The organism is Pseudoduganella sp. jia 12, from assembly GCF_055502675.1.
In genome coordinates this window covers 397,346-421,684 of record NZ_JBUXKP010000001.1, presented here as the reverse complement: position 1 = coordinate 421,684, position 24,339 = coordinate 397,346, and the positions used below count along the sequence as shown (strand labels likewise).

Genomic DNA, 24,339 nt, shown 5'->3' with positions numbered 1-24,339 from the left:
TCGCGACGCCGGCATGGCGCAGGTCGCGACGCCGCTTCGGGCGGCGCTGCGCTATGATGGCGGTTTTGATCCATCCATAGCACATCATGTTCGAATTCCTCTTCAAGCGGCCCGGCGACAAGGGCACCGATCCGCAGGCCGCGCAGGGGCAGAACGCGGAGGCTGGCCGCGGCGACAAAGGTAACGGCAAGGGCGACGGCAGCGGCCAGGGTGGCGACGACAAGGAAGCGCGCCGCGCCGAGCAGGCCGCGCGCGCGCGCGCACTGGCCGGCGACGAAGCCGCGGCCGTGGCACTGATCCTGCAGAGCGAGTTCGCCGATGTGCGGCTCGCCGCGGCCGAGCATGTCGTTTCGCAGGCCGCGCTCGAGCAGGTGCACGGTGCCGTCCGCAACACGGACCGCCGCGTGGCCAAGCTGATGCAGGGGCGGCTCGATGCGATCCGCCACCGCCAGATGGAGCAGCGCCAGGCCGAAGCCACCATCACGCAGGCCCAGCGTCTGCTGCAGGACGAAAAGCTGACGCCGAACCAGGTCGCCGATGTGGACCGCCTGTGGAAAGTGATCGATGCACCCCCGGAGCTGGCAGCCGAGTTCGACCGCCTGCGTGCCGCCCTGGGAGCGCGCCTCGAAGCGCAGGTAGCCCTGCAGCGCGCGGCGATCGACGCCCTGGCGACATTGCGCAAGCTCGCCGCCGCGCCTGGCACCGGCGAGGAAGCCCTGCAGGAGCTGGAGCGCCTGGCCGCCGAGCACGCCGCACGGCTGGCTTCCCCCGAGCATGCCTCGCTGCCGCGCCACCTGCTGCCGGATTCGGAAGCGGCGCTCGAAGCGGCGCGCGCAGCGCTGGTGCGCCCCGCCGTTGCCGCGGCGGTCGAGCCTGCGCCAGATGCCGCTGCATCGACCGACCCGGCATCGGCTGCGCCGTCCGAATCGTCCGCCGCGGCCCCTTCGCCCGCGGCGGCGGGACCGGAGCACGATGGCGTGGAAAGCAATGTCCCGGCGCCGGAGGCGGCAGCCGAACAGGGCACCGGCGGCGAAGCCGCGCAGGCGCAGCCCGCAGGCGTGCCCGCACAGGCACCGGCCCGGCCGCCGAAAGAGAAGAAAGCCAGTCCCGCCGACCGCGAGGCCAATGAACGTTTCATGGCGCTGGTGGATGCGATGGACGCGGCGCTGGCCCAGGGCCAGCTGCATACCGCGGCCGAACACGACAAGACGCTGAAGGACAGCAAGACCGGGCGCCTCACGGCCCAGCAATCGGAGCGCCTGGCGCACGTGCGCGCCGAGTTCAAGCGCCTGGCGGCCTGGGCCCGCTGGGGCGGCAACGTGTCGCGCGAGGAACTCGTGCACGCCGTCGAGGGCTTGCCGGCGCAGAACCTGTCGATGAGCGAGCTGGCGAAGAAGGTCAGCGCGATGCGCGAACGGTGGAAGTCGCTCGACAGCGTGTCCGGCGCCGCGCCGAAAAGTTTATGGGAAAAGTTCGACGCCGCCTGCACCGCAGCCTATGCGCCGGCCGCCGCGCACTTCCGGCACCTGGCGGACGAGCGCCATGCCAATGCCGCCAAGGCGCAGGCCATGGTCGACGAAGTCCATGCGATGATCGCCGATTCGCCGGCCGCGCGCGAAGACTGGCGCAGCCTGGCATCGAACTCGCAGCGCCTGCGCCAGGCCTGGAGCCGGCTGGGCACGATCGACCGCAAGGACAAGAAGCGCCTCGACACCGCATTCGGCAAGGCGATGGAAACGCTGATGGCGCCGCTCGAGGAACAGCGCAGGATCGAGGTGGCGCGCCGCGAACAGCTGATCGAGGAAGTCTACAAGCTCGATCCGGCCGAACGCCACACGGTGGACACGTTGCGCGGTTTGCAGGAAGCATGGCAAGGCCATGCGAAGGCGCTGCCGCTGGAGCGCCGCCAGGAACAGGCACTGTGGCAAAAATTCCGCGCCGCCTGCGATACGATTTTTGCAAGACGCAAGGAATCGGCCCACGCGGCCGACCATGAGCGCAAGGCCCACCTGCATGCGCGCGAAGCGATCTGCGCGCAGCTGGAAAGCTTCACGCCGGAAGGCGACGACAAGGCGCGCCAGGCCGCGATCGGCAAGGCGCTGCGCGAGGCATCCACCGCCTGGCATGCCAGCGGGCCGGTGCCGCGTGCGGCCGAGGCGCGCATCGAGGGGCGCTACCGCGCCGCCGTGGCGAAACTGCAGGGCGAGGCGGACGCGGTGCGCAAGCGCGCCGGCGCCGCCCAGGCCAACGCACTGCGCGACAAGCTGCGCCTCGTGCAGGCGCTGGAACACGCCGTGGCCGCGCCCGGTCCGGTCGATGCGGACGAGTGGAGAGGCCGCTGGGCCGGCCTGCCGCCGCTGCCGGCCGAGCAGGAGCGCACGCTGCACGGCCGGTTCGACGCCGCGCTGGCGGCGGCCGGTGCCGAGGCCGGCGCGCGCGGCGCCTATGCCGGCACGCTGGAAGCGAACCGTTCGCGGCTGCTGGCCGAGGTGCTGCGCCAGGAAATCGTCGCCGGCATCGACAGCGGCGCCGAATTCGCTCGCGACCGCCTCAAGATGCAGGTCGAGGTGCTGCAGGATTCGCTGAAGTCCGGGAACAAGTCCGGCGGTGGTGGCGGGAGCGCCGCGCAGGCGGCCCAGCTCATGCAACTGTGCGCGCTGCCCGCGCTGCTCGATGACCGCACGGCCAGCCGCATCGAGGCGCTGTTCCGCCGCATCGGCGCGGAGGGCCGATGAGCATGCAGGAGAGCAATGTGCAGGCAGGCAGCCCGCGTGCGAGCAGGGTGCGGGTACAGCACGAGGACTTCGATCTCTCCACCGAAGTGGCGCGGCTGCGCGCCGGCAATCCGAAAGTGGGTGCCGTCGTCACGTTCGTCGGCACCGTGCGCGACCTGAACGACGGCGCCCAGGTGGCGGCGATGGAGCTCGAGCATTACCCGGGCATGACGGAAGGATCGATCGACCGCATCATCGACGAAGCCCGTGCCCGCTGGCCGGTGGCCGATGTGCTGGTGATCCACCGCGTGGGACCGCTGCTGCCGCGCGACCAGATCGTGCTGGTGGCGGTCACGTCGGCCCATCGCGGCGAGGCGTTCGCCGCCTGCGAATTCATCATCGATTACCTGAAGACCGAGGCGCCGTTCTGGAAGAAGGAAGAAACGCCCGAAGGCGCGCGCTGGGTCGATGCGCGGGTTTCGGACGACAAGGCGCTGGACAAGTGGTCCCGCTGACCCGGGTTGAACCGACCTGATCGGGCGGGGCGGCGCTCCGTCCAACGCCTTGGCCACCGCTCTTTCAACGGTAGTGCTTGAAATTGTGGTTTCGCGCCGCACTTTATCGCTAGATAAAATTTGGAGCGAAGCGCCATGCGTCAAGACAAACTCACAACAAAACTTCAGGAAGCACTCGCCGACGCCCAGAGCCTGGCCGTCGGCAACGACAACCCGTACATCGAACCCGTGCACCTGCTGACGGCCCTGCTGAACCAGGACGACAGCAGCACGCGCTCGCTGCTGCAGCGTTCCGGCGTCAACGTCGGCGGCCTGTCGGCCGCCCTGAAAGGGGCGATCGAGCGCTTGCCGAAGGTCTCCGGCACGGGCGGCAACGTGCAGGTCAGCCGCGAATTCGTCGGCATGCTCAACCTTGCCGATCGCGAGGCGCAGAAGCGTGGCGACCAGTTCGTGTCCAGCGAGATGGTGCTGCTGGCGCTGGCGGACGACAAGTCCGACGCGGGCCGGCTGGCGAAGGAGAACGGCCTGTCGCGCAAGTCGCTGGAAAGCGCGATCGATGCGGTGCGCGGCGGCGGCAAGGTCGATTCGCAGGAAGCGGAAGGCCAGCGCGAGGCGCTGAAAAAATACACGATGGACCTTACCGAGCGGGCGCGCCAGGGCAAGCTCGATCCGGTGATCGGCCGCGACGACGAAATCCGCCGCGCCATCCAGGTGCTGCAGCGCCGCACCAAGAACAATCCCGTGCTGATCGGCGAGCCGGGCGTGGGCAAGACGGCCATCGTCGAGGGCCTGGCCCAGCGCATCGTCAACAACGAAGTGCCCGATTCCCTGCGGGGCAAGCGCGTGCTGTCGCTGGACATGGCGGCGCTGCTGGCCGGCGCCAAGTACCGCGGCGAATTCGAGGAGCGGCTGAAATCCGTGCTGAACGAACTGGCCAAGGATGAAGGGCAGACGATCGTGTTCATCGACGAGCTGCACACGATGGTCGGCGCCGGCAAGGCCGAAGGCGCGATGGATGCGGGGAACATGCTGAAACCCGCGCTGGCGCGCGGCGAACTGCATTGCGTGGGTGCCACCACGCTCGACGAATACCGTAAATACATCGAGAAGGATGCCGCGCTGGAGCGCCGCTTCCAGAAGATCCTCGTCGACGAGCCGACCGTGGAAGCGACGATCGCGATCCTGCGCGGCCTGCAGGACAAGTACGAACTGCACCACAAGGTGGAAATTACCGACCCGGCGATCATCGCGGCGGCCGAGCTGTCGCACCGCTACATCACCGACCGCTTCCTGCCCGACAAGGCGATCGACCTGATCGACGAGGCGGCGTCGAAGATCAAGATCGAGATCGATTCGAAGCCCGAGGTGATGGACAAGCTGGAACGCCGGCTGATCCAGCTGAAGATCGAGAAGGAAGCGGTCAAGCGCGAGAAGGACGAAGGTTCGCGCAAGCGGCTCGACCTGATCGACGAGGAAATCGCCAAGCTGCAGCGCGAGTACAACGACTTCGAGGAAGTGCTGAAGGCCGAGAAGGCCAGCGTGCAGGGCACCACGCACATCAAGGAAGAGATCGAGCGCATCCGCCAGGAGATGGAGGAAGCCACGCGCGCGTCGAACTGGCAGCGCGTTTCCGAACTCCAGTATGGCCGGCTGCCCGAGCTGGAGGCGCAGCTGAAGCAGGCGGAATCGGCTAACAGCGGCGGGGAGGAAGGCAAGGACAAGCCGAAGCTGCTGCGCACGCAGGTGGGGGCCGAGGAAATCGCCGAAGTCGTGTCGCGCGCGACCGGCATTCCCGTGTCGCGCATGATGCAGGGCGAGCGCGACAAGCTGCTGCACATCGAGGAAAAGCTGCACGAGCGCGTGGTGGGGCAGGACGAGGCGATCAACGCGGTGGCCGATGCGATCCGGCGTTCGCGCGCCGGGCTGGCGGACCCGAACCGGCCTTACGGCTCGTTCATGTTCCTGGGCCCGACGGGCGTGGGCAAAACGGAACTGTCGAAGGCGCTCGCCGCCTTCCTGTTCGATACCGAGGATTCGCTGATCCGCATCGACATGAGCGAATTCATGGAGAAGCATTCGGTGGCCCGCCTGATCGGCGCGCCGCCGGGCTACGTGGGCTACGACGAGGGCGGCTACCTGACCGAAGCCGTGCGCCGCAAGCCCTACAGCGTGATCCTGCTCGATGAAGTGGAAAAGGCCCACCACGACGTGTTCAACGTGCTGCTGCAGGTGCTCGACGACGGCCGCATGACGGATGGCCAGGGCCGCACCGTGGACTTCAAGAACACGGTGATCATCATGACGTCGAACCTGGGGTCGCAAAAGATCCAGTCGATGGACGATTCGGACCCCGGCGTGGTGAAGCTGGCCGTGATGGCCGAGGTACGCGGCCATTTCCGCCCCGAGTTCATCAACCGGATCGACGAGATCGTGGTGTTCCACGGCCTGGACGACAAGAATATCGGCGCGATCGCGAAGATCCAGCTGCAGATCCTGGAGCAGCGCCTGAAGCGGATGGAAATGGACCTGCAGGTCAGCGATGCCGCGCTGCAGAAGATCGCCGAGGCGGGCTACGACCCGGTGTATGGCGCGCGGCCGCTGAAGCGGGCAATCCAGCAGCAGATCGAGAACCCGCTGTCGAAGCTGATCCTGGAAGGCCGCATCAAACCGAAGGACACCATCCGCGTCGATGCGCGCGATGGCGGCCTGGTGTTCAATGCGGAGGGCAAGGTCGACATCGTCAAGCAGTAAGCGGCAGTATCGGCTGTACCGGCACGAACGCCGGCGCTGCGTCCCCGGACGCCGCGCCGGTTTTTTTTCGCATCCGCCATTGCCCCAGCAGCCGTGTGGCGGCCAGCAGGTCGGCGGTTCCTCCACCTTCTTCGAAGCGGTACACGGCAAGTTCCAGCAGTGTCCGCGCGCCGTCCGCCGCACCATGGCCATGCCACAGCCGCGCGAGGCTGGTGGCGGCACGCAGTTCCCAGCCCAGCGCACCCTGGTTGCGGGCCAGCAGCAGCGCGCTCCGGAACAGGCGTTCGGCCGTGTCGCGCGCGGCGGGCTCGCCGCCGGCCAGCACGCGCTCTCCCTGCAGGCGGCGCAGCTCGGCGGCGCACCAGCGCGCGTCGCCATGGTCGGCGCGCAGCAGCAGTCCCTCGTCCAGGTAGCGTGGATTGAGCGTGGCCAGGGTCTCTCGGTGCGGACCGGCGGCCGGGGCTTTCGCCAGCCAGCCGCCCGGCGCATCTTCGACGACGCCGTGCCGGTACTGGCGCGCCAGCGATTCCCAGTGCGGGAAGCGGCGCGCTGCATCCTCGAGCTCGGCCAGCGCGGCCAGCGCGGCCGGCCGGTCGCCGCACCACCAGGCAACCGGAAACATGGCGAACGCCAGCACCTGGCACAGCGGCGCGTCGGCACCGACCGCGCGGGCGCGCAGCACGCCGTTGCGGGCCAGGCGCAGCGCGTCGTCCGGGTGGCCGAGCAGCCAGCGGGCACGGGCCAGCACGGCGCTCGCAGCAACGTTTGCGTCGGTATGCAGCGCGGTGCGGCGCTGGGTACACACGGCCGGCACCGTGCCGTTCTGCACGGCGCGCGCCAGTGGCGCGGCCAGCGCCTGCTCGCCGGAAAGGTGCAGCGCCAGTGCCGCGAAACGGTCGTGCACCAGTTGCGCGCCACGCGAACCGGCGGCGCGAATGCCTTCCTGGAAGCGCCGTGCCAGCGCCACCGCCGCCGGGTAATCGCCGGCCAGCACGTGTTCCAGCACGAGGCCGGAGAAGGCGTCGGCCGTCCGGTCGGTGTCGCGCGCCGCTTCGGCCAGCGCGAAACCGCGCGCATAGGCGGCGCGGCCGGCGCCTGCCCCTTCCAGGTACACGAGGACAGTGCCCAGCGCAATGTGGAGCAGGGGCGGCAGCTCGGCCTGCCGGTGCGCACCGGCTCCACGACTGATCGCGATCTCGAGCCAGCGGCGCAGTTCCGGCAAGTCGGCCACCGCCCACCACATCGGTACCGAGGTGGCCAGCAGCGCAGTGGCGGCGGCGGCGTCGCCATCGGGGCCGAAGCCCCAGGCCAGCGCGGCGCGCACGTCTGGCAGGCTGCGCACGGGATACATGCTTCTGTCCGGGTCCGCCGCCAGCGCCGTGCAATCGGCAACGAAGCGGGAGCGCGCCGGATCGCCCGCCGGCAGCTGCGCCAGCGCGAACGTGCGCACGCTGTCGTACAGCAGGCATTCCGGCGGGCCGTCGGCGGACCGCGTGGCAAGCAGCGATTTCGCAGCCAGCGTGGCGAGCGCTTCTTCCACGTCGCCCGCGGCAATGGATTCGCCGGCCGCGACGCGCACGGCGCGGCCCAGCGTGAACGGGCCGGCAAACAGGGCCACGCGGCACAGCACGGCGTATTCCGCCGGCGCCAGCGTATCGACGCTCCATGCCAGCGCCGCGAGCAGCGAGCGGTGGCGTGCCGGCGCGGTGCGGCGGCCGCCTTTCAGCAGCTGCAGCCGTTCGTCGATGCGGGCCAGCAGGTCGCGCGGGTGGAACAGGTCGAGGCGGGCCGCCGCGAGCTCGATGGCCAGGGGCACGCCGTCCAGCCGGCGGCACAGTTCCGCCAGCGCCGGCGCATCGGCATCGGCCAGCGTGTAGCCGCCGTGGAGGGCGGCGGCGCGCGCGGCGAACAATGCCGCTGCGGGGTAGGCCAGCGCGGCGGCGGCGGTGATCGCACCGGGTGGCGGACAGTCGAGCGGCTCCACACGCTGCACCCGTTCGCCGGCGGCGCGCAGCGCTTCGCGGCAGGTGGCCACGATGGTCAAGCCGGGCACGTCGCGCAGCAGGCGCTCCGCCAGCGCGGTGGCGGGCGCGACGACGCGGTCGCAATTGTCCAGCACCAGCAGTACCGGCCGCTCGCGCACGTGGGCCAGCAACGGCGAGCCGGGATCGGTACCCGGCGGCAGCGCCATTGCCGCGGCCAGCGCCGTGGCCGGATCGGTCGCGTCGGCCAGGTCGATTGTCCACGTGCGATATCCGGCCTCGATCCTGCGCACGAGCGCGTGCGCCAGCGTACTCTTGCCAACGCCGCCGGGCCCCGTCAGCGTAACGAGGCGGTGCTGCTGCGCCAGCCCCGCCAGCGAATGGGCCAGCGAAGGAGCCAGCGTGGCGCCATCGGCCTCGCTGCCGGCATGCGGATCGGTGGCGGGGGCATGCCATTGCACGGGGGCGATCAGCGCATAGCCCTGACCGGCCACGTTGCCGATATAGCGGCGCTCCGGCGTTTCGCGCAACGCCTTGCGCAGCGCCGCCACATGCACGCGCAGGTTGGCTTCCTCGACAACGGTGTCGGGCCAGGCGCGTGCGATCAGTTCGCCCTTCGACACGGGCGCGCCGGCCTGTTCCGCCAGCATGGCCAGGATGTCGAATGCACGCGAGCCCAGCTTCAGCGGCCGGCCATCCTCGAGCAGCACGCGCTGCGCCGGATGCAGGCGAAAAGGCCCGAACGCCGCATGCGCAACGGACGATCCGGAAGCGGGGAGTGTCATGGGCACCTCGTTGAAAAAACGGCATGATTGCCGTCAGGCCCGGAGCATAAGTGACTATCTTTACAACGAGCTGACATCCGCCCAAAAACATTTCCCAAAATCGGGGGCGTAACCGGGATTTCGCGGAGCATCGCTCCTCGCCGGTGCAGCGGTACTGCCATGCATGGCAGTACTCCTTCCTGACCCCGGTTCGTGGAAATTGCAGGCTCAGGAGTCGGCGAAGTCCTCCACTTCGTACTGGTCGAGGAAGCGGTCGGGGCCGGTGCCGGTGTCGAAGTGCAGGGTGGCGCGGGCGCGGGTGTCGTCCACCACGCGCCGCACGTGGGCGCCCAGCGACTGGCGCCGGGTGCTTTTCTGCCACATCGGGTAGAGGCCGGACAGCCGGTAGCCGTCCAGGTAGCGGATCTCGAATTCGCATTCGTTGCAGTCGCGCGCGGCGGCCCATGCCTTGAGGAGCTTGTCGGCGGCGATGAACGAACCGAGTACCGCGATGCTGTGCTCGGCCTTGCGGATGCGGATCTGCGCCACGCCCACCTTTTCGGCATGCGGCTGGTTTTCGGCGTGCGGCTGGTGCAGGGGTGGTGCGGCGTCAGGCGGCATGTGTATCGGCATGGTGGAAGACCGGGCGACGGAAGCGGGCGATCGCATCCAGCGCGGCGGCATGCGTGGGGCGCAGCGCGCTGCCAAAGCGGTTGACGTGGATGTGCCGAGCGGCCAGCTCGAGCACCGGCAACACCTGTTCCGCCAATGCCGCGTCGCCCGGCGCCACGTGCACGCTGGCGCACGCCAGCGGGCCGAGTGCCCAGGCCAGCGCCAGCAGTTCATCGGCGCCGCTACAGCGCACCAGCAGCCCGCCCGGGCGCGCAGCGGCCAGCTGCGGCTGCGCAATCAGCGCGGCGCCCGGCAGCTCCGTGAACGGTGCCATACGGCCGTCCCGCGCGTCGCCCAGGCAATGGGCGCCACCATTCTCCAGGCAATGGGCGCCACCATCCCGCAGCCAACGGGCGCCACCATCCTCCAGCCAGTGGGCGCCACCATCCGCCAGCGCCTTCGCGCCATCGCCGGACGGCGGCGCCATGGGGGCAGCGGGTGCCGTGCAGGCGGCATCGCCACGGGCCAGCATGTCGACGATGGCTTCGCGCAGGTCGATGAAGCCGTCGCCGTCGATCGCCACGACGACCGGGCACGCGCCCGGCTGCGCCAGCAACCGTTCGCCGAGGAATTCGGCGCGGCCGTTCAGCGCGCAGGGCAGCACGAAGGCGGCTTCGGTACCGTCCAGCTCAGCCAGTGCCGGCAGCAGCCGGGGGATCGGGCGCGCCCCGGCGCGGCAGATCACGCCGCGCACGGCGCGCTGGGCCAGCAGCGCTTCATCGTTCGCCACCAGCGCGAACAGCGTATCGGGCAGGCGGGCCGCGGCGGCGGCGCGGGCGATCAGCCCCGCCAGCTCGGTGCAACTGGGCGCAGGCATCGCGCAAGCGAGTACCGGGCAGCCCGCCGCCAGCGCGGCCATCGCATAGGTGCCGGCCAGCCCGTAGGCGCTGCCGTGCATGCCCACCGCGGCGACCGGGCCGAGCGGCACCGTGCGTTGGCCGGCACCGGCCGGATCGCTGCGCAGTGCGTCCGCCAGCGAGCGTAGCCAGGCGCGCACCGTGTCGTGCTGGCGCAGCGCGACGGCGGAATCGACGCCCGCATCGAAGGCGGCCTGGCGCGGCAGCCGGTGCCGCACGCCGTCCAGGCCCGCGCCGATGCCGTCGAGCAGGCGGGCACGCTGCTCGGCGCCGGCCAGCGCGAACGGCAATGCCGCGGCGGCGGCCCGTTCGGACGTGTGCAACATCGGCGATCCCCCTTTCAGGTGGTAAATGTGTAACGATGACGAATGATTAACGCCGCAAGACCATTACGTTAGAATCTGTCGTGCTGGAAATCAATCCGGCTTTCGAGGTAAGCGAACATGGACCGACTGCAGTGGCGGCCCCCGTCAAGCGAGGTGGCATTCGGCGCATTCCGGCTGGTGCCGCACGAGCGCACGCTGTACCGGCACGGCGTGCCCGTGCGCCTGGCCGGCCGCGCGTTCGACCTGCTGGTCGCGCTCGTGGAGCGGGCCGGCACGGTGGTCGGCAAGGATGAACTCATTGCCTGCGTCTGGCCCCGTACCGTCGTCGAGGACGGCAACCTGCGCGTGCACGTCAATGCACTGCGCAAGGTGCTCGGCAACGACCGGCCGTATGTGGAAAACGTGGTGGGCCGCGGCTACAGCTTCGTCGCGCCGCTGCGCCGCCTGGCCGTGGAGGAGCTCGCGCCGCCGTTCGTGCAACTGGCGCTGCCGCAGCCGCGGCTGGTCGGCCGCGCCCAGGTCGTGGACCAGCTCATGGCCGAGCTGGCCGTCACCCGGCTGCTGACGATCGTCGGCCCGGGCGGCATGGGCAAGACGTCGGTGGCACAGGCGCTCGTTGCGCACGCCGCGCCGCTGTTCGGCCGGCGCGTGGTCTGCGTCGACCTGGCGCCGCTGGCCGATCCCGCCCTGCTGCCCGGCGCCGTCGCGCAGGCGTTCGGCCTGGCCGCGCCGCTGTCGGCCGCGCAGCTGGCCGCGCAACTGAGCGTGCACTTATCCGATGGCACGCCGTCCGCTTCGCCGGGCCACCGCGCGCTGCTCCTGCTCGATGGCTGCGAACACCTGATCGATGCCGCCGCCGCGCTGGCCGGCGCACTGCTGCACGGCACCACGCGGCTGCACATCGTTGCCACCAGCCGGGAACCGCTGCGCAGCGGCGGCGAGCACGTGTTCCGGCTGCCGCCGCTGGCCGTGCCCGCGCCGTCGTCCTTGCAAGGGGCGGTGCCCGATTTTGCGTCCAGCTTCGCCGCACTGGTCACGTTCCCGTCCGTGCAACTGTTCGTCGAACGGGCCAGTGCCGATGGCGGCTTCGTCCTCGACGCCGGCAACGCGGCGGCGGTGGCCGAGATCTGCCGCCGCCTGGACGGCATTCCGCTGGCCCTCGAACTGGCGGCCGGGCGGGTCGCGTTCTTCGGCGTGCACGAGCTGGCGCGGCGCCTGTCCGACTGCTTTGCCGTGCTCACGCGAGGCCGCCGCACGGCGCTGCCGCGCCACCAGACCCTGCGCGCCACCCTCGACTGGAGCCATGCGCTGCTGGCGCCCGCCGAGCAGGCCGTGCTGCGACGGCTCGCCGTGTTCCGCAGCCCTTTCACGGGCGAGGGCGCGGCGGCCGTGGCCGCGGGTGGGGTCATCGACGCCCAAGGCGTGGCCGGCCACCTGGCGCAGCTCGTGGCGAAGTCGATGGTGTCGTGCGACGACGCGCGATATCGCCTGCTGGACACGACCCGCGCCTACGCCCTGGAACAGTTGCGCATTGCCGGCGAGGAGTACGCTGCATCGCACGGCCACCTGCGCTACTGGTGCATGCTGCTGGCGCGCGCCGGCCGGGATGCCGGCCTGCTGGAGATGATGCTGCAGGACCTGCGGCTGGACGATGTGCGCGCCGCGCTCGACTGGGCCTTCGGGCCGGGCGGCGCGCCGCTGCTGGGCGCGGAGCTGGCCGCCGCTTCCGCGCCGCTGTGGTATCGCCATTCGATGATGGACGATTACCGCGCCAGGCTGGAGCCGGCGCTGGCCTGCGCCGCCGCTGCCGGCTCGGCCGGCGCCCCGCTGGCTGCCGCGCTGCACCTGGCGCTTGGCCACACGCTGCTGCACGTGAGCGCGGTGGCGGCGCCGCGTGCCGAAGCATTCGGCCGCGCGCTGGCGCTGGCCGAACGGCTGGGAGACCATGCCACGGCCGTGCGGGCATTATGGGGCTGTTATGCGGATGCGCTGCTGCAGGGCGAGTACGACCGCGCGCTGGGTCTGGCCTACCGCTTCGGCCCGCTGGCGCGCGCCGCCGGGCTCGATGGCGACGGCCGGGTGCGGCAACGGCTGCTCGCCAGGGCGCGGCACTATCTCGGCGACCAGCACGCGGCCCGCGCGCATGCGGATGCGGCGGTCCATCCGGCGCGGCGCGCCCGCGGTGCCGCCGGCTTCCAGTTCGACCAGCGTGTCTCGTCGCTGGCGATCCATGGCCGCGTGCTGTGGCTGCAGGGCTCCCCCGAGCAGGCCGTGCTGGCCGCGCGCGAGGGCGTGGACGAAGCGCTGCGGCTGGATCATTCGGTGTCGCTGTGCTTTGCGCTGGTGCTGGCGGTGCCGGTGGCGTTGTGGAGCGGGGACATGGCGATGGCACGGCATTGCATCGCGATGATGGCCGATCGGGCGGGGCGCGACCGCCTCGTGCACTGGTCGTTCTGGGCGCAGGCGTTCCACGCCGCGCTGCATCGCCACGACGGCACGGGCGCCTTGCCGGAAGCCGGCTTCGATGCCATGGCCCTGGCGCGGCACCCGTCGTGCACGGGCCTGCACCTGGACATGCTGCCCACGCTGCACGCGGGCCTGATGACGCCCGCCTCGCTGGCGCGCGCCGTCGACGGCCGCGCGGGCTGGGCCGCGCCCGAACTGCTGCGCTGCTGGGGCGAACAGCTGGTGCGCCTGGGCGCGTGCGCGCAGGCCGAGCGCGTGTTCCGCCATGCGCTGGCGCTGGCCCACGGCCAGGGCGCGCTGGCCTGGGAACTGCGTGCCGGCACCAGCCTGGCCGGACTGCTGTCGCTGCGCGGCCGAGGGCAAGACGGCGCGGCCGTGCTGGCGCCGCTGCTGGCGCGCTACAGCGAGGGCCAGTCCACGCGCGACGTGCTTACCGCGCGCTCGTGCCTAGAGCGCTGGTCAGCTTGAGCAGGTACACGTCGTTCTCGCGCAGCGGCAGCGCCACGCTCACCTTGCCGTCGCCGCCCACCTGTACCTTGCGCCGTTCCGACGGTGCGCCGGTTGCCTGCGCCTTCAGCTCGCCGACCTGCTTGCGGGTCAGTTGCGCCGGCGAGCCCATGCCGATATAGGCCGTGAAGGCATCGTTCTTCCGGTAGCCGGTTTGCGAGATCGCGAGCGTGTACGCCCCCGGCTTCACGCCGCGCAGCGTGACCTGCACCTCGCCCTTGGCCCTGGCCGGCAAGTCCTTGATGAAGTACTGCTGGTTATTGATGTTGTCCGGCAGCGTGTGCGTGAAATCCCACAGCAGCACGCCCACGTCGCCATTGGTGTCGACGGTGGCGATCGAATGCGCATCGGCATTGCGCAATTCCTTGTTGCCCAGCCCGTTCAGGAACTGGTAGGCGAAGTAGGCCGGCTTCTTGATGCCCTGCGTGTTCATCAGCCCGAAGCCGCCGTGGAATGCCTCGAAGCGAGGGCCCGCTTCTTCGAAGATGTCGGTGAAGACCCAGTACGACATCGATTGCGCCGCGTCGCCGGTCTGCTTCAGCTTTTGCAGGATGTAGGCGGCCTGGTGGTAGCTGTCGTGCGTGGGGTCGGCCGGCGTGTACGAGGAACTCCACTCCGTGTAGTGCAGCGGCAGCTTCGGCAGCTTCGACGCGGCGATCTCGCGGCGGTTCTTCAGCACGTCGTTGCTGATCGAGCCGCTATCCTTGCTGAGCACCGTGCCCGTGGTGCCGAATTCATCGAGGAAACCCTGGCTTACGCCATAGGCATGGGTGCTGACGAAATCCAGTGGCACCTTGTTCGCGGTGGCATGCGCGATCATTTCGGGAATCCATGCGGCGCCCGCGGTGGCGGGGCCGCCCACCCGGTAGGCGGGGCTGACGCTCTTGACCGCCCGCGCCGCATGGTCGTACAGGCGGAAATATTCTTCCTGCGTGCCGGCCCAGAAACCATCGAGGTTCGGTTCATTCCAGACTTCGAAATACCAGGTCGCCACTTCGGCCTGGCCATAACGCTCCGTCCAGTGCTCCGTCAGTTTCCTGACGAGTTCTCCCCATTTTGCATAATCGCGCGGTGGCGTGACATTGCCGCGCCACCAGAAAATGGTTTTCTCGCCGCTGGCCATTGCCGACGGCATGAATCCCAGTTCGACGAACGGTTTTACGCCAATGCTCAGCAGATAATCGTACAGCGCATCGATATACTGGAAATTATAATGTTCCTTCCCCTGCGCATCGATTTTATAGACACCCATGTCGTCGGACAGCAGGCCGTGCATGCGGATATAGCGGAAACCCGCATCGCGTTTTATTTCGGCCAGCTGTTGTTGCCAGTCGGCGCGCAATCCCTCATTGGCGCGGCCGGCGCCGATGACTTCGTTGAATGTCTTGTTGAGGTTGCCGGCTACCTGGCCGACATGCACGTCGATATTGCGCTGCTGTGCCGACGCTGCTTGCGACAGCAACAGCAGGGCGCCGAACAGGGCGCCGGCGATGGTCTTGGTCTGCATCTGGTTTGTCTCGCTCCAAATTGTGAATCGCGGATGGATTGGCGCGGGCCGCCGGCCTGCGCACTGCCGCGCAGCATACGGGCGGCAAGGGGCACGCCGATAGCACAGGCCGCGCAAACGCTGGCGGAATGCGGATAGTTGAAGAAAGAATGCGGAAAAATGCGGAAAAACTGCGGGTAGTGTCAGTCCGCGCATGCGGTGCGGAACGCCTTCGGCGTGCAGCCGTACTCTTCCTTGAACAGCTTGTTGAAGTACGACACGTTGGCATAGCCGACCGAATAGGCGATTTCGGCCACGGCCAGCGCATCGTTTTCCGACAGCAGCCGGGCCGCCTCCGTGAGCCGTAATTTATTCAGGTAGGCGCTGAATGTGAAACCCAGTTCGGCTTTCAGGATCTCATTGAGCTTGTTGCGGTTGACACCGGTGGCGGCCACCGCCTTGTCCACATCCATGGCGGCGTCGGCATAATGCGTGGCGATATAACGCAATACTGCCGCCTTTTCCCTGTCGCGATGCGGTTCCAGTGAAAGCTGCTGGTAGGCGACGAATGGCAGATCCTTTTGCAGCTTGTCGCGCACGTCCGCCACCAATGCGGCCGCGTGCTGGCGGAAAAACCAGACGGCAAATCCGCACCATGCCGGAATCAATATCGCGGCAAGCCAGTACAAGTAACGGACATCGCGGCCATGCAGCACCAGTTCGTCGATTTCCACCATGGTGTCGATATTGACCGGGCTCTGGAATGTGGTGCCGAAGGCGAGCTTCGGCACGCGGTCCAGTTTATACGCCTGGCTGGAAAGGTCGAGCTTGAACATATCGAACCACCATTGCGGTGTCTCCAGGCGCGACAGGTCGAATTCGACGCGCGTGCGCTGCCCATTGCAGGAGAAAAACGCCGACGGTGTCCGGTAGCTCAGCAGGTGGTTCGGCGTGGAGACCTTGTCGTCGAAGGTGGGCACGCTCAGCATCAGCGTGCTGGCCGGCGCGCAGCGTGCCCCGAACGATACCGAGTCGTAGCGCGACAGGTCGACATGGGCCGGCTTGCCGTCGCGGTTCTCGAACATCAGGTTCGCCGACGCGAACGGATGGGCCGATCCGGGCACGAGCCGGAAACCAAAGCGCAGCCGCTCGCGCGCTTCGTGGATGGCAACCCTGGAAACCGCCGATGTCGCCTTCTCGTTGTCCGTACTGGTGTCGCCGTGCCACGGCAGCGCACTGCCGCGCGCCGGCAGCAGCGGCGTGTGCAGGTAGCTACGGTCGACGCAAACATAACCCAGCAGCAGGCTGGCGGCCAGCAGGCAGGCAAAGACAGCCAGTGTTTTTCGGTAGAAGGCACCCATGATGTGAGCGCAATCATAGAGGCCGATTGTCATCGCTGCAAGACGGCTCCAGGCATTGCGTGACGCCAGGCCAATGTTACGGCGGGCCGGGTGTTTCAGGAGAGTCAATAGGTTGTTGCATATATGGATCAGCGTCAAATATAGATGTTTCCACATGGCATATTTATGTACCTTGCATCCTGCAAATGACTACACTAGAACGACGCAAGTTAACCAATGGAAATTAGTTATGCGATTCATTAAGAAGCTGTCGATTCAGCGAAAGCTCATGCTGAGCATGGGCTTGTGCCTGCTGGTCTTCATGGTGATCTCTTCCGTGCTGAGCGTGAGCATGAATGGCAACCGGGCGCGCGAACGCGCCGTGGCACAGGAGTTGCCGGCGCAGGTGGGCGAGATCCGCAACGACATCCTGCGCCAGATCGGCCAGGCGCTGGCAGTGTCGCAAACACTGGCCAACGATACTTACGTGCATGCCTGGGAAGACGCCGGCATGCCGGAGGAGGGTGCCGCTGCGTGGCAGACCTATGCAAGCCACTTGAAGGCCAGGAACAACGCCGCCACGGTGTTCTGGGTGTCGAAGGATACCGGCAAGTATTTCACCGATACGGGTTACGGCCGCACGCTGTCGCCCAATGCGGCAAGCGATGCATGGTTCTATGGTTTCCTGTCCAGTAACGTGCCGTACCGGCTCGATATCGACAAGGACCCCGGCTCGACCACCTACATGTTGTTCATCAATAACCGCGTGCAGACGGCGGGCGGCAAGCTGGCCGTGGCCGGCATCGGGCTGGCCGTCAACGACCTGGCGAACACGATCCGTAATTACCGGCTGGGCGAAACGGGTACCGTCTCGCTGGTGCGCCCGAATGGCATGCTGCTGATCGACCGCGATCCGCAACTGGCCGACGGCAAGCACGCGCTGCAGGACCAGCCGGGCTTCGACGCCGGCGTGGTGAAGGCGCTGTTCGGCGGGCAGCCGTTCGCGCATGCGGCCATCGACGGCCCGCAGGGCAGGCTGTTCGTCGCGTCGTCCTATATCAAGGAATTGAACCTGTACGTGCTGGCCCGCGTGCCCGAGCGCGAAGTGCTGGGCGATATCGCGCGCTCGGCCACGATCTCGGCGCTGATCGCCGGCCTGGTGGGCGGCAGCATCGGCCTGGCCGGCATCTGGTTCATCAGCCGTGCAATCGCCGCTCCCGTGATGCGGGCAGCCAGGATGCTGGGCGAGATTGCCGACGGCAACGGCGACCTGAGCCGCCGCATGCGTGTGGAATCCGGGGACGAGGTCGGCAAGCTGGCCGATGCGTTCAACCGCTTCATCTCGTCGCTGAACGGCACGATCCTGCAGGTGCGTTCGAGCGCGCAGCAGATCTCCAGCGCCACCGGCGAGATCGCCACCGGCAACCTCGACCTGTCGAACCGCACGGAGGCCCAGGCTTCCAACCTGGAGGAAACGGCGGCGGCGATGGAAGAGCTGACGGCGACCGTGCGCCAGAACGCCGACAATGCCGCCCAGGCCAACGGGCTGGTGGCCAGCACGGCCGACGCGGCGCGCAAGGGCGGCGCCGTGGTGTCGCAGGTGGTCGACATGATGGGCGCCATCACCGACAGTTCGCGCCGGATCTCGGACATCATCGGCGTGATCGACGGCATCGCGTTCCAGACCAATATCCTGGCGCTCAATGCCGCCGTGGAAGCGGCGCGGGCCGGCGAACAGGGACGTGGATTCGCCGTTGTCGCATCCGAGGTGCGCAACCTGGCGCAGCGTTCGGCCACGGCCGCGAAAGAAATCAAGGACCTGATCCTGGCTTCCGTCGACCAGGTCAATGCCGGCAGCCGCCTGGCTGACGGCGCGGGGCAGGCGATGGGCGAGATCGTGCAGTCGGTGCAGCAGGTGGCCGACCTCGTGGCGCAGATCGCCACGGCCAGCGACGAACAGAGCAAAGGCATCGGCCAGGTCAACGGCGCGATCACCGAGATGGACGATGTGACGCAGCAGAACGCGGCGCTGGTGGAAGAAGCGGCGGCCGCGGCCGAATCGCTGCGCATCCAGGCGGCCGCGCTGGAACAGGTGGTGGGCACGTTCAAGCTGGATGCGCCGGCCGCGGCGCCCGTCGGCACGCCGGTGCCGCGGCGCGCCCTCAGCGTTCGCTGAAAAACGCCGTCGGCGTGGTGCCGAAGGTTTTCCGGAACATCTGGGAAAACGCCGACTGGCTGGCATAGCCCAGCTCTTCGGCCACGCGCGCCAGCGGCATGCCGCCGGCGATCATCGGTGCGGCGTGGGCCAGGCGCACCTGCTGGCGCCACTGGCCGAAGCTCATGCCGAGCTCCTTCTCGAACAGCCGCGCCAGCGTGCGTTCGGAAGCACCGACCTGGCCGGCCCAGTCGGCCAGCGTGAGCGGCGCGCCGGGCGTGTCGACCAGGCGGGCGCACAGGCTTTGCAGCCGCTTGTCGCGCGGCAGCGGTACGCGGATCGGCCGCGTTTCGCAGCGCGCCAGTTCATCGAGCATCAGTTCCGACAGCATCGTGGCACGCGGCGACGGCGCCAGCGGCGGCAGCTGTTCCAGCGCCAGGATCAGTTCGCGCAGCAGCGTGGACACTTCCAGCACCCGGCAAGCCTCGTCCGGAAACGGCGCCCGTTCGGCCAGGATGCGCACCGGCCGCAGCCGGGTTGCCTGCAGTACCGTCACCGCATGTTCGATCCCGGGCGCGATCCATACCGCGCGCGATGGCGGCACGATCCACGTGCTGTCGGCAGCCGTCACGCGCAACACGCCGTCGATCGAGTGCGTCAACTGGCCCCAGCCATGGGTATGCGGCAGCATCGCGTCGCGGCGATCCAGGTCGCGGGCGATCAGTGTGATGGGCCGCTCCGGCGTGGGCTCGAAGCCATCCGGGTAAGGCATCGTGTGCCGGACGACAGGAACCGCGGTGGGCGTGAACATGGCAGGATGAGCGGACATGGCAGGATTTCGACAAAAATTGATATCCTATTTTAAAACAGACGCCATCGTTTTTCTTACACTGCGTTTTTGGCAGGAGACTTATGAAAAGCGATAACACCTTCCACCAGGACGCCCGTGTGATCGGCCTGGTCGGCCTGGCCCACGGCACATCCCATTTCTATCACCTGATCCTGGCCGCGCTGTTCCCATGGCTGAAACCCGCGTTCGGCCTGAGCTACGCCGAGCTGGGGCTCCTGATGACGGTGTTCTTCGTCGTGTCCGGCGTGGGGCAGGCGTGCGCCGGCTTCGTGGTCGACAAGGTCGGGGCACGGCGCGTGCTGTTCTTCGGTGTCGGCATGCTGGGCGTGTCGGCGCTCGTGCTGTCGGTGGCGGCCAGTTATATGGGGTTGATGATGGGGGCGCTGCTGGCCGGCATCGGCAACAGCATCTTCCACCCGGCCGATTACACGCTGCTGAACCAGCGCGTGTCGCGCGAACGGCTGGCGCACGGCTTTTCGGTGCACGGCATCAGCGGCAATATCGGCTGGGCGGCCTCGCCGCTGTTCATGACGACCGTCGCCGCGCTGTCCAGCTGGCGCATGGCGCTGACGCTGGCCGCGCTGCTGCCGTTCGCGGTGCTGCTGGTGCTGGTGCTGAACCGCCACGCGCTGCGGCCGGAGCCGCCGCAGCATGCCGGTGCGCAGGAAGGCGGGGAGGGCACGCTGGCATTCCTGCGGCTGCCTTCGGTATGGATGTGCTTTGCCTTCTTCTTCCTGACGGCGGTGGCGCTGGGCGGCATCCAGGCATTCGCCGCCATCGGTCTGGAACAGCTGTATGGCATCTCGCGCGAACTGGCCACGGGATCGTATACCGCCTACATGCTGGCTTCCGCGGCCGGCATGGTGGTGGGCGGCTTTGTCGGCGCCGGGGGCGGCAGCCATGACCGCACCATCGCGATCGCGTTCGCGATCGCCGCCGCGCTGGCGCTGGTGCTGGGCATGGCCGTGGTGCCGGGCTGGCTGGCATTGCCGCTGATGGCGCTGATCGGTTTCTGTTCCGGCGTGGCGGGGCCGTCGCGCGACCTGATGATCCGCGCCGCCGCGCCGAAGAATGCCACCGGGCGCGTGTATGGTGTCGTGTATTCGGGGCTCGACACCGGCCTGTCGGTGGGGCCATTGATGTTCGGCGCCGTGATGGATGCCGGCCACCCGGGCTGGCTCTTTGCCGGCATCGCGCTGTTCCAGGCGCTGGCGATCGGCACGGCGGTCGGCGTGGGCGGCAGTACCCGCGCCGTTGCGCTGAAAAGCGCCTAGAATCAGGGCACGTCAACTACCCGGGGAAGCCGATGAGCCGCAGCGCATTTTCCACTGATTTCGTCACCGATTTCGCCACCGCCGACCTGTGCGACGACAACGCGATCCTGCTCGAAGATGGCCGCCTGGCCGTGCTGCCGCCCGTATTCCGCCACTTCGGGACGCGCGTCCGCTTTGCCGGGCGGATCGTCACCGTGAAGGTGTTCGAGGATAACGCCTTGGTGCGCGCCCTGCTGGAAACGCCGGGTGACGGGCAGGTGCTCGTCGTCGATGGCGGCGCCAGCCTGCGGCGCGCGCTGCTCGGCGGCCAGCTGGCGCTGCTGGCGCAAGACAATGGCTGGGCCGGCGTCGTCATCGACGGCTGCGTGCGCGACACCGTGGAAATCGACAGCTGCGACGTCGGCATCCGCGCGCTCGCAGCGCACCCGCAACGCAGTGCAAGGAAGGGCACCGGCGAACGCAACGTTCGCGTGCAGGTTGCCGGCGTGCCCGTCAATCCGGGAGACTGGCTGTATGCGGATGCGGATGGCATCCTGGTTGCCCAGCAGCGGTTGGCCTGAGGATCGCCTGGCCGCCAGGCCCGGGGGCGATACCGGTGCCGTTTTTGGTGGCGCCCCCGTTCTCTGGGATAATGGCGGTTCGAATCATCCCATTGAGAATCATGTTCAGTTACCGTCACGCCTTCCATGCCGGCAATCATGCCGACGTCCTGAAGCATTTCGTCCAGATCCAGCTGCTGCAATACCTGAACCAGAAGGACGTGGCCTACACCTATATCGACACGCACGCCGGCGCCGGCCTGTACACGCTCGACAGCGCGCAGGCGACGAAGACGGGCGAATTCGAAACGGGCATCGGACCGCTGTGGGACCGCACCGACCTGCCTGAGCCGCTGGCCGACTACGTCAACCTGGTCAAGGCCATGAACCCGAGCGGCAAGATGCGCTTCTACCCGGGGTCGCCCTACGTGGCCGAGCAGGTGGCGCGCGAGATGGACCGCCTGCGCCTGTTCGAACTGCACCCGGCCGATGTGCGGATCCTGAACGACAATTTCATCAAGCTGGAGCAGCACAAGGCGGCGCAGGGCGTGCGCAGCACGGTGCGTGGCAAGCGTGTCATCGTCAACAAGGCCGACGGCTTCCTCGGCGTGAAGGCGCTGCTGCCGCCGCCGTCGCGCCGCGCGCTGGTGCTGTGCGATCCGCCCTACGAAGACAAGCAGGACTACCGCAAGGTGACCGACATGCTGGGCGACGCGCTGAAGCGCTTCCCGGCCGGTACCTATGCGGTCTGGTATCCGGTGCTGCAACGGATCGAGGCGCGCAACTTCGCCGAAAAGCTCAAGCACCTGCCGGCGCAGAGCTGGCTGAACGTGACGCTGTCGATCTCCGGACCGACGCCGGACGGCATTGCGCTGCACACGAGCGGCATGTTCGTCCTGAACCCGCCCTACACGCTTGCGGCAACCTTGAAAAGCGTGATGCCCTACCTGGTGCAGGTGCTGGGCCGCGACAAGGGCGCCGCGTTTACGCTCGACAGTGGCGAAGGTGCACCCCCTCGCGTCCAGGACAAAAGGAATGTCACGCGGCGGTCATAAACTGATTGCCATTTCGCTAATGAGCAGTTATGGTAGCGGCATCGTTTTCAAGCAGGTCCCTCCATGACACTGGCAGTTAGCCCGGATATTCCGATGCCATACGCCAACCAATTTTTCCTGGCGCGGCAACCCATCCTCAATCGTTCCCAGCGGCTCGTTGCCTACGAGCTGCTGTACCGCAATGCCGAAAGCGGCGGTGCGCACTTCACGGACGGCGCTGCGGCGACCGCGTCCGTGATCGCCCACGCCTCCGAGCTGGGCATGCAGAAAGTGGTGGGCGAGCAGCTGGCGTATGTGAACGTGGACACGGCCGGCCTGATGAGCGATTTCATCCACTTCCTGCCGAACGACAAGGTGATCCTGGAGGTGCTGGAATCGGTCGATGCGACGCCGGACGTGGTGGCAAGGGTCACCGAGCTGAAGCAGGCGGGTTACAAGTTTGCCCTGGACGATGTGGTGGCCGCGTCGGAAAGCGTGGCAAGGCTGCAGCCGTTGATGGACGTGATCAAGATCGACATCCAGGGCATGTCCCGCGCTACGCTGGCCGATTTGACCCGCTCGCTGAAGAACCCGCGCCAGAAACTGCTGGCGGAAAAGGTCGAAACGCAGGAGGAATTCCGCCACTGCATGGACCTGGGCTTTGAATATTTCCAGGGATATTATTTTGCCCGGCCGGTCATTTTGTCCGGCAAGAAGATAGCGCCATCGCAGATGGCCATCATGCACCTGCTGGACTTGCTGGCGTCGGACGCGGAACAGCGCGACATCGAACGGGGCATCAAGCTCGATCCGGTGATCACGCTGGGCCTGCTGCGCCTCGTGAACACCCCGGCCGTCGGTGCCCGCTTCCGTATCAATTCGGTGGGCCATGCACTGATCGTGCTGGGCCGCCAGCAGTTGCAACGCTGGCTGCAGATCCTGCTGTACGTGAAGGGCCAGCAATACGATTCGCCGCTGCTGCAATTGGCCACCACGCGCGGCAAGACGATGGAAAACGTGCTGGAACACCTGCGTCCCGGCGAGCGCACCGGCGCCGACATCGGCTTCACGGTCGGCATCATGTCGCTGATGGATACGCTGTTCTCGGTGGCGATGCCGGAAATCCTCGACAGCGTGAATGTGCTGGACGATGTGCGTGCTGCGCTGCTGCACCGCACCGGCGACTACGGCGACGTGCTGAAGCTGATCGAACTGGTCGAAGGCGCCCGCGAAGGCCCCGAGCTCACGGGGCTGCTGCACCGGATCGGCCTGGCGCCATCGACGCTGTACGCGAGCCAGCTGGCCGCGTACGACTGGATCAATGGCTATACCAGCGGCGTGACCGCCACGCCCGCCCGCTGATTCTCCCTATACCGCCAGGAACAGGAACACCGTCGGCTTCTTGTGGAAATCCGGCGCCCGGCCGCCGGCCAGCGCGCTTCTCCATTGCGCCGCCGTTTGCGTACGGATCGTTTCCGATGGCAGGCTGATGTCGGTCGCCACGCAGACGAGCGTGCCGGGCTGGCAAGCCGCCACCAGGGCCTCGAGCAGTGCGCCGTTGCGATAGGGCGTCTCGATGAACAGTTGCGTCTGTTTTTCCGCGCGCGAGCGTACCTCCAGTTCCTTCAGGCGCTTGGCGCGTGCGGCGGCGTCCGTGGGGAGGTAGCCGTTGAACGCGAAGCTTTGGCCGTTCAGCCCGCTTGCCATCACGGCCAGCAGCAGCGACGACGGGCCGACCAGCGGCCGCACGGGAATGGCTTCCTGGTGGGCCAGGCGCACCAGGTCGGCACCGGGATCGGCCACGGCCGGCACGCCCGCTTCGGACAGCAGGCCAACGTCGTGCCCCGCCCGAAGCGGTGCCAGCAGGCCGGCCAGCGCCTCGGCCTTCGTGTTGACGTTCAGCTCGGCGATGGCGATTTCCTGCAGCGGCCGCGCAAGCGGGTGCACGGCGTTCACCAGTTTCAGGAACGCCCGTGCCGTCTTGGCGTTTTCGGCAACGAAGTGCGGCAGCTGCGCCGTCAACGCCTGCACGTGCTCGGGAATGACATGGTTCAACGCCGTGGTGTCGCCCAGCGTGTTGGGAATGAGGTAGAGGGTGCCGGGCATG

The 24,339-nt window shown here is 67.9% G+C and carries 16 protein-coding genes; 9 read left to right on the top strand and 7 right to left on the bottom strand.

Annotated features, from left to right (window positions below; translation table 11 throughout):
- The first annotated feature begins 86 nt into the window (after positions 1-86).
- The 3 genes from ACY65G_RS01645 to clpB all read left to right on the top strand — a co-directional run bounded on the left by ACY65G_RS01645 (position 87) and on the right by clpB (position 5,980).
- Complete coding sequence (locus ACY65G_RS01645) at positions 87-2,735, top strand: DUF349 domain-containing protein (protein ID WP_464995635.1); 2,649 nt, start codon at positions 87-89, stop codon at positions 2,733-2,735.
- Complete coding sequence (gene moaE, locus ACY65G_RS01640) at positions 2,732-3,229, top strand: molybdopterin synthase catalytic subunit MoaE (protein ID WP_464995634.1); 498 nt, start codon at positions 2,732-2,734, stop codon at positions 3,227-3,229. The genes ACY65G_RS01645 and moaE overlap by 4 nt, the downstream gene beginning before the upstream one ends.
- A 135-nt stretch (positions 3,230-3,364) precedes the next feature.
- Positions 3,365-5,980: an ATP-dependent chaperone ClpB gene (clpB, locus tag ACY65G_RS01635; protein ID WP_464995633.1), complete on the top strand. Its 2,616-nt coding sequence runs from the start codon at positions 3,365-3,367 to the stop codon at positions 5,978-5,980.
- Here clpB and ACY65G_RS01630 read toward each other — a convergent pair.
- From ACY65G_RS01630 to ACY65G_RS01620, 3 genes are all read right to left on the bottom strand, one after another.
- Positions 5,970-8,747, bottom strand: coding sequence for an ATP-binding protein (locus ACY65G_RS01630; protein ID WP_464995632.1), 2,778 nt, complete (start codon positions 8,745-8,747; stop codon positions 5,970-5,972). The genes clpB and ACY65G_RS01630 overlap by 11 nt on opposite strands.
- A gap of 207 nt (positions 8,748-8,954) precedes the next feature.
- On the bottom strand, positions 8,955-9,347 hold the full coding sequence (locus tag ACY65G_RS01625; protein ID WP_464995631.1) for a hypothetical protein: 393 nt from the start codon (positions 9,345-9,347) through the stop codon (positions 8,955-8,957).
- The gene (locus tag ACY65G_RS01620; RefSeq protein ID WP_464995630.1) at positions 9,337-10,581 is read right to left on the bottom strand and encodes an aldehyde dehydrogenase family protein; all 1,245 of its coding nucleotides are present in this window, start codon (positions 10,579-10,581) and stop codon (positions 9,337-9,339) included. The genes ACY65G_RS01625 and ACY65G_RS01620 overlap by 11 nt, the downstream gene beginning before the upstream one ends.
- 117 nt (positions 10,582-10,698) lie before the next feature.
- On the opposite strand from ACY65G_RS01620, the gene ACY65G_RS01615 reads away from it, so the two are divergent.
- A complete protein-coding gene (locus tag ACY65G_RS01615) occupies positions 10,699-13,515 on the top strand; it encodes an ATP-binding protein (RefSeq protein WP_464995629.1) in 2,817 nt (938 codons plus the stop codon).
- Here ACY65G_RS01615 and ACY65G_RS01610 read toward each other — a convergent pair.
- Both ACY65G_RS01610 and ACY65G_RS01605 read right to left on the bottom strand, forming a co-directional pair.
- The gene (locus tag ACY65G_RS01610) at positions 13,478-15,061 is read right to left on the bottom strand and encodes a GH39 family glycosyl hydrolase (protein WP_464995628.1); all 1,584 of its coding nucleotides are present in this window, start codon (positions 15,059-15,061) and stop codon (positions 13,478-13,480) included. The genes ACY65G_RS01615 and ACY65G_RS01610 overlap by 38 nt on opposite strands.
- Positions 15,062-15,243: 182 nt before the next feature.
- Positions 15,244-16,401, bottom strand: coding sequence for a helix-turn-helix domain-containing protein (locus ACY65G_RS01605; protein WP_464995627.1), 1,158 nt, complete (start codon positions 16,399-16,401; stop codon positions 15,244-15,246).
- Positions 16,402-16,630: 229 nt separating this feature from the next.
- Between ACY65G_RS01605 and ACY65G_RS01600 the strand changes: the two genes are divergently transcribed.
- Positions 16,631-18,556 carry a methyl-accepting chemotaxis protein gene (locus tag ACY65G_RS01600; RefSeq protein WP_464995626.1) on the top strand — a complete coding sequence of 642 codons (1,926 nt, stop codon included), beginning with the start codon at positions 16,631-16,633 and terminating at the stop codon, positions 18,554-18,556.
- On the opposite strand, the gene ACY65G_RS01595 is transcribed toward ACY65G_RS01600, so the two are convergent.
- Positions 18,543-19,364 (bottom strand): helix-turn-helix transcriptional regulator, encoded by an 822-nt coding sequence (locus ACY65G_RS01595; RefSeq protein ID WP_464995625.1) that lies wholly within the window; start codon positions 19,362-19,364, stop codon positions 18,543-18,545. The two genes, ACY65G_RS01600 and ACY65G_RS01595, sit on opposite strands and share 14 nt — an antisense overlap.
- 83 nt (positions 19,365-19,447) lie before the next feature.
- On the opposite strand from ACY65G_RS01595, the gene ACY65G_RS01590 reads away from it, so the two are divergent.
- From ACY65G_RS01590 to ACY65G_RS01575, 4 genes are all read left to right on the top strand, one after another.
- On the top strand, positions 19,448-20,659 hold the full coding sequence (locus ACY65G_RS01590; RefSeq protein ID WP_464995624.1) for an MFS transporter: 1,212 nt from the start codon (positions 19,448-19,450) through the stop codon (positions 20,657-20,659).
- Between the two features lie 32 nt (positions 20,660-20,691).
- Positions 20,692-21,219, top strand: coding sequence for a ribonuclease E activity regulator RraA (gene rraA / locus ACY65G_RS01585; protein ID WP_464995623.1), 528 nt, complete (start codon positions 20,692-20,694; stop codon positions 21,217-21,219).
- A 101-nt stretch (positions 21,220-21,320) separates the two neighbouring features.
- Positions 21,321-22,253, top strand: a complete 933-nt coding sequence (locus tag ACY65G_RS01580) for a 23S rRNA (adenine(2030)-N(6))-methyltransferase RlmJ (protein ID WP_464995622.1) — start codon at positions 21,321-21,323, stop codon at positions 22,251-22,253.
- 93 nt (positions 22,254-22,346) lie between these two features.
- Positions 22,347-23,594: an EAL and HDOD domain-containing protein gene (locus ACY65G_RS01575; RefSeq protein WP_464995621.1), complete on the top strand. Its 1,248-nt coding sequence runs from the start codon at positions 22,347-22,349 to the stop codon at positions 23,592-23,594.
- Positions 23,595-23,600: 6 nt separating this feature from the next.
- Here the strand turns inward: ACY65G_RS01575 and ACY65G_RS01570 are convergent, their stop codons facing one another.
- Positions 23,601-24,338: an SAM-dependent methyltransferase gene (locus ACY65G_RS01570; protein ID WP_464995620.1), complete on the bottom strand. Its 738-nt coding sequence runs from the start codon at positions 24,336-24,338 to the stop codon at positions 23,601-23,603.
- Between the last annotated feature and the right edge of the window lies 1 nt (position 24,339).

What these genes read in the sequence shown, in the direction of transcription:
- ACY65G_RS01575 (WP_464995621.1), top strand. Translation starts at nt 22,347, where the DNA reads ATGCCATACGCCAACCAATTTTTCCTGGCGCGGCAACCCATCCTCAAT.
- ACY65G_RS01570 (WP_464995620.1), bottom strand. Translation starts at nt 24,338, where the DNA reads ATGCCCGGCACCCTCTACCTCATTCCCAACACGCTGGGCGACACCACG.
- ACY65G_RS01620 (WP_464995630.1), bottom strand. Translation starts at nt 10,581, where the DNA reads ATGTTGCACACGTCCGAACGGGCCGCCGCCGCGGCATTGCCGTTCGCG.
- ACY65G_RS01625 (WP_464995631.1), bottom strand. Translation starts at nt 9,347, where the DNA reads ATGCCGCCTGACGCCGCACCACCCCTGCACCAGCCGCACGCCGAAAAC.
- ACY65G_RS01610 (WP_464995628.1), bottom strand. Translation starts at nt 15,061, where the DNA reads ATGCAGACCAAGACCATCGCCGGCGCCCTGTTCGGCGCCCTGCTGTTG.
- ACY65G_RS01630 (WP_464995632.1), bottom strand. Translation starts at nt 8,747, where the DNA reads ATGACACTCCCCGCTTCCGGATCGTCCGTTGCGCATGCGGCGTTCGGG.
- ACY65G_RS01580 (WP_464995622.1), top strand. Translation starts at nt 21,321, where the DNA reads ATGTTCAGTTACCGTCACGCCTTCCATGCCGGCAATCATGCCGACGTC.
- ACY65G_RS01595 (WP_464995625.1), bottom strand. Translation starts at nt 19,364, where the DNA reads ATGTCCGCTCATCCTGCCATGTTCACGCCCACCGCGGTTCCTGTCGTC.
- rraA (WP_464995623.1), top strand. Translation starts at nt 20,692, where the DNA reads ATGAGCCGCAGCGCATTTTCCACTGATTTCGTCACCGATTTCGCCACC.
- ACY65G_RS01615 (WP_464995629.1), top strand. Translation starts at nt 10,699, where the DNA reads ATGGACCGACTGCAGTGGCGGCCCCCGTCAAGCGAGGTGGCATTCGGC.
- clpB (WP_464995633.1), top strand. Translation starts at nt 3,365, where the DNA reads ATGCGTCAAGACAAACTCACAACAAAACTTCAGGAAGCACTCGCCGAC.
- ACY65G_RS01600 (WP_464995626.1), top strand. Translation starts at nt 16,631, where the DNA reads ATGCGATTCATTAAGAAGCTGTCGATTCAGCGAAAGCTCATGCTGAGC.
- ACY65G_RS01590 (WP_464995624.1), top strand. Translation starts at nt 19,448, where the DNA reads ATGAAAAGCGATAACACCTTCCACCAGGACGCCCGTGTGATCGGCCTG.
- ACY65G_RS01645 (WP_464995635.1), top strand. Translation starts at nt 87, where the DNA reads ATGTTCGAATTCCTCTTCAAGCGGCCCGGCGACAAGGGCACCGATCCG.
- moaE (WP_464995634.1), top strand. Translation starts at nt 2,732, where the DNA reads ATGAGCATGCAGGAGAGCAATGTGCAGGCAGGCAGCCCGCGTGCGAGC.
- ACY65G_RS01605 (WP_464995627.1), bottom strand. Translation starts at nt 16,401, where the DNA reads ATGGGTGCCTTCTACCGAAAAACACTGGCTGTCTTTGCCTGCCTGCTG.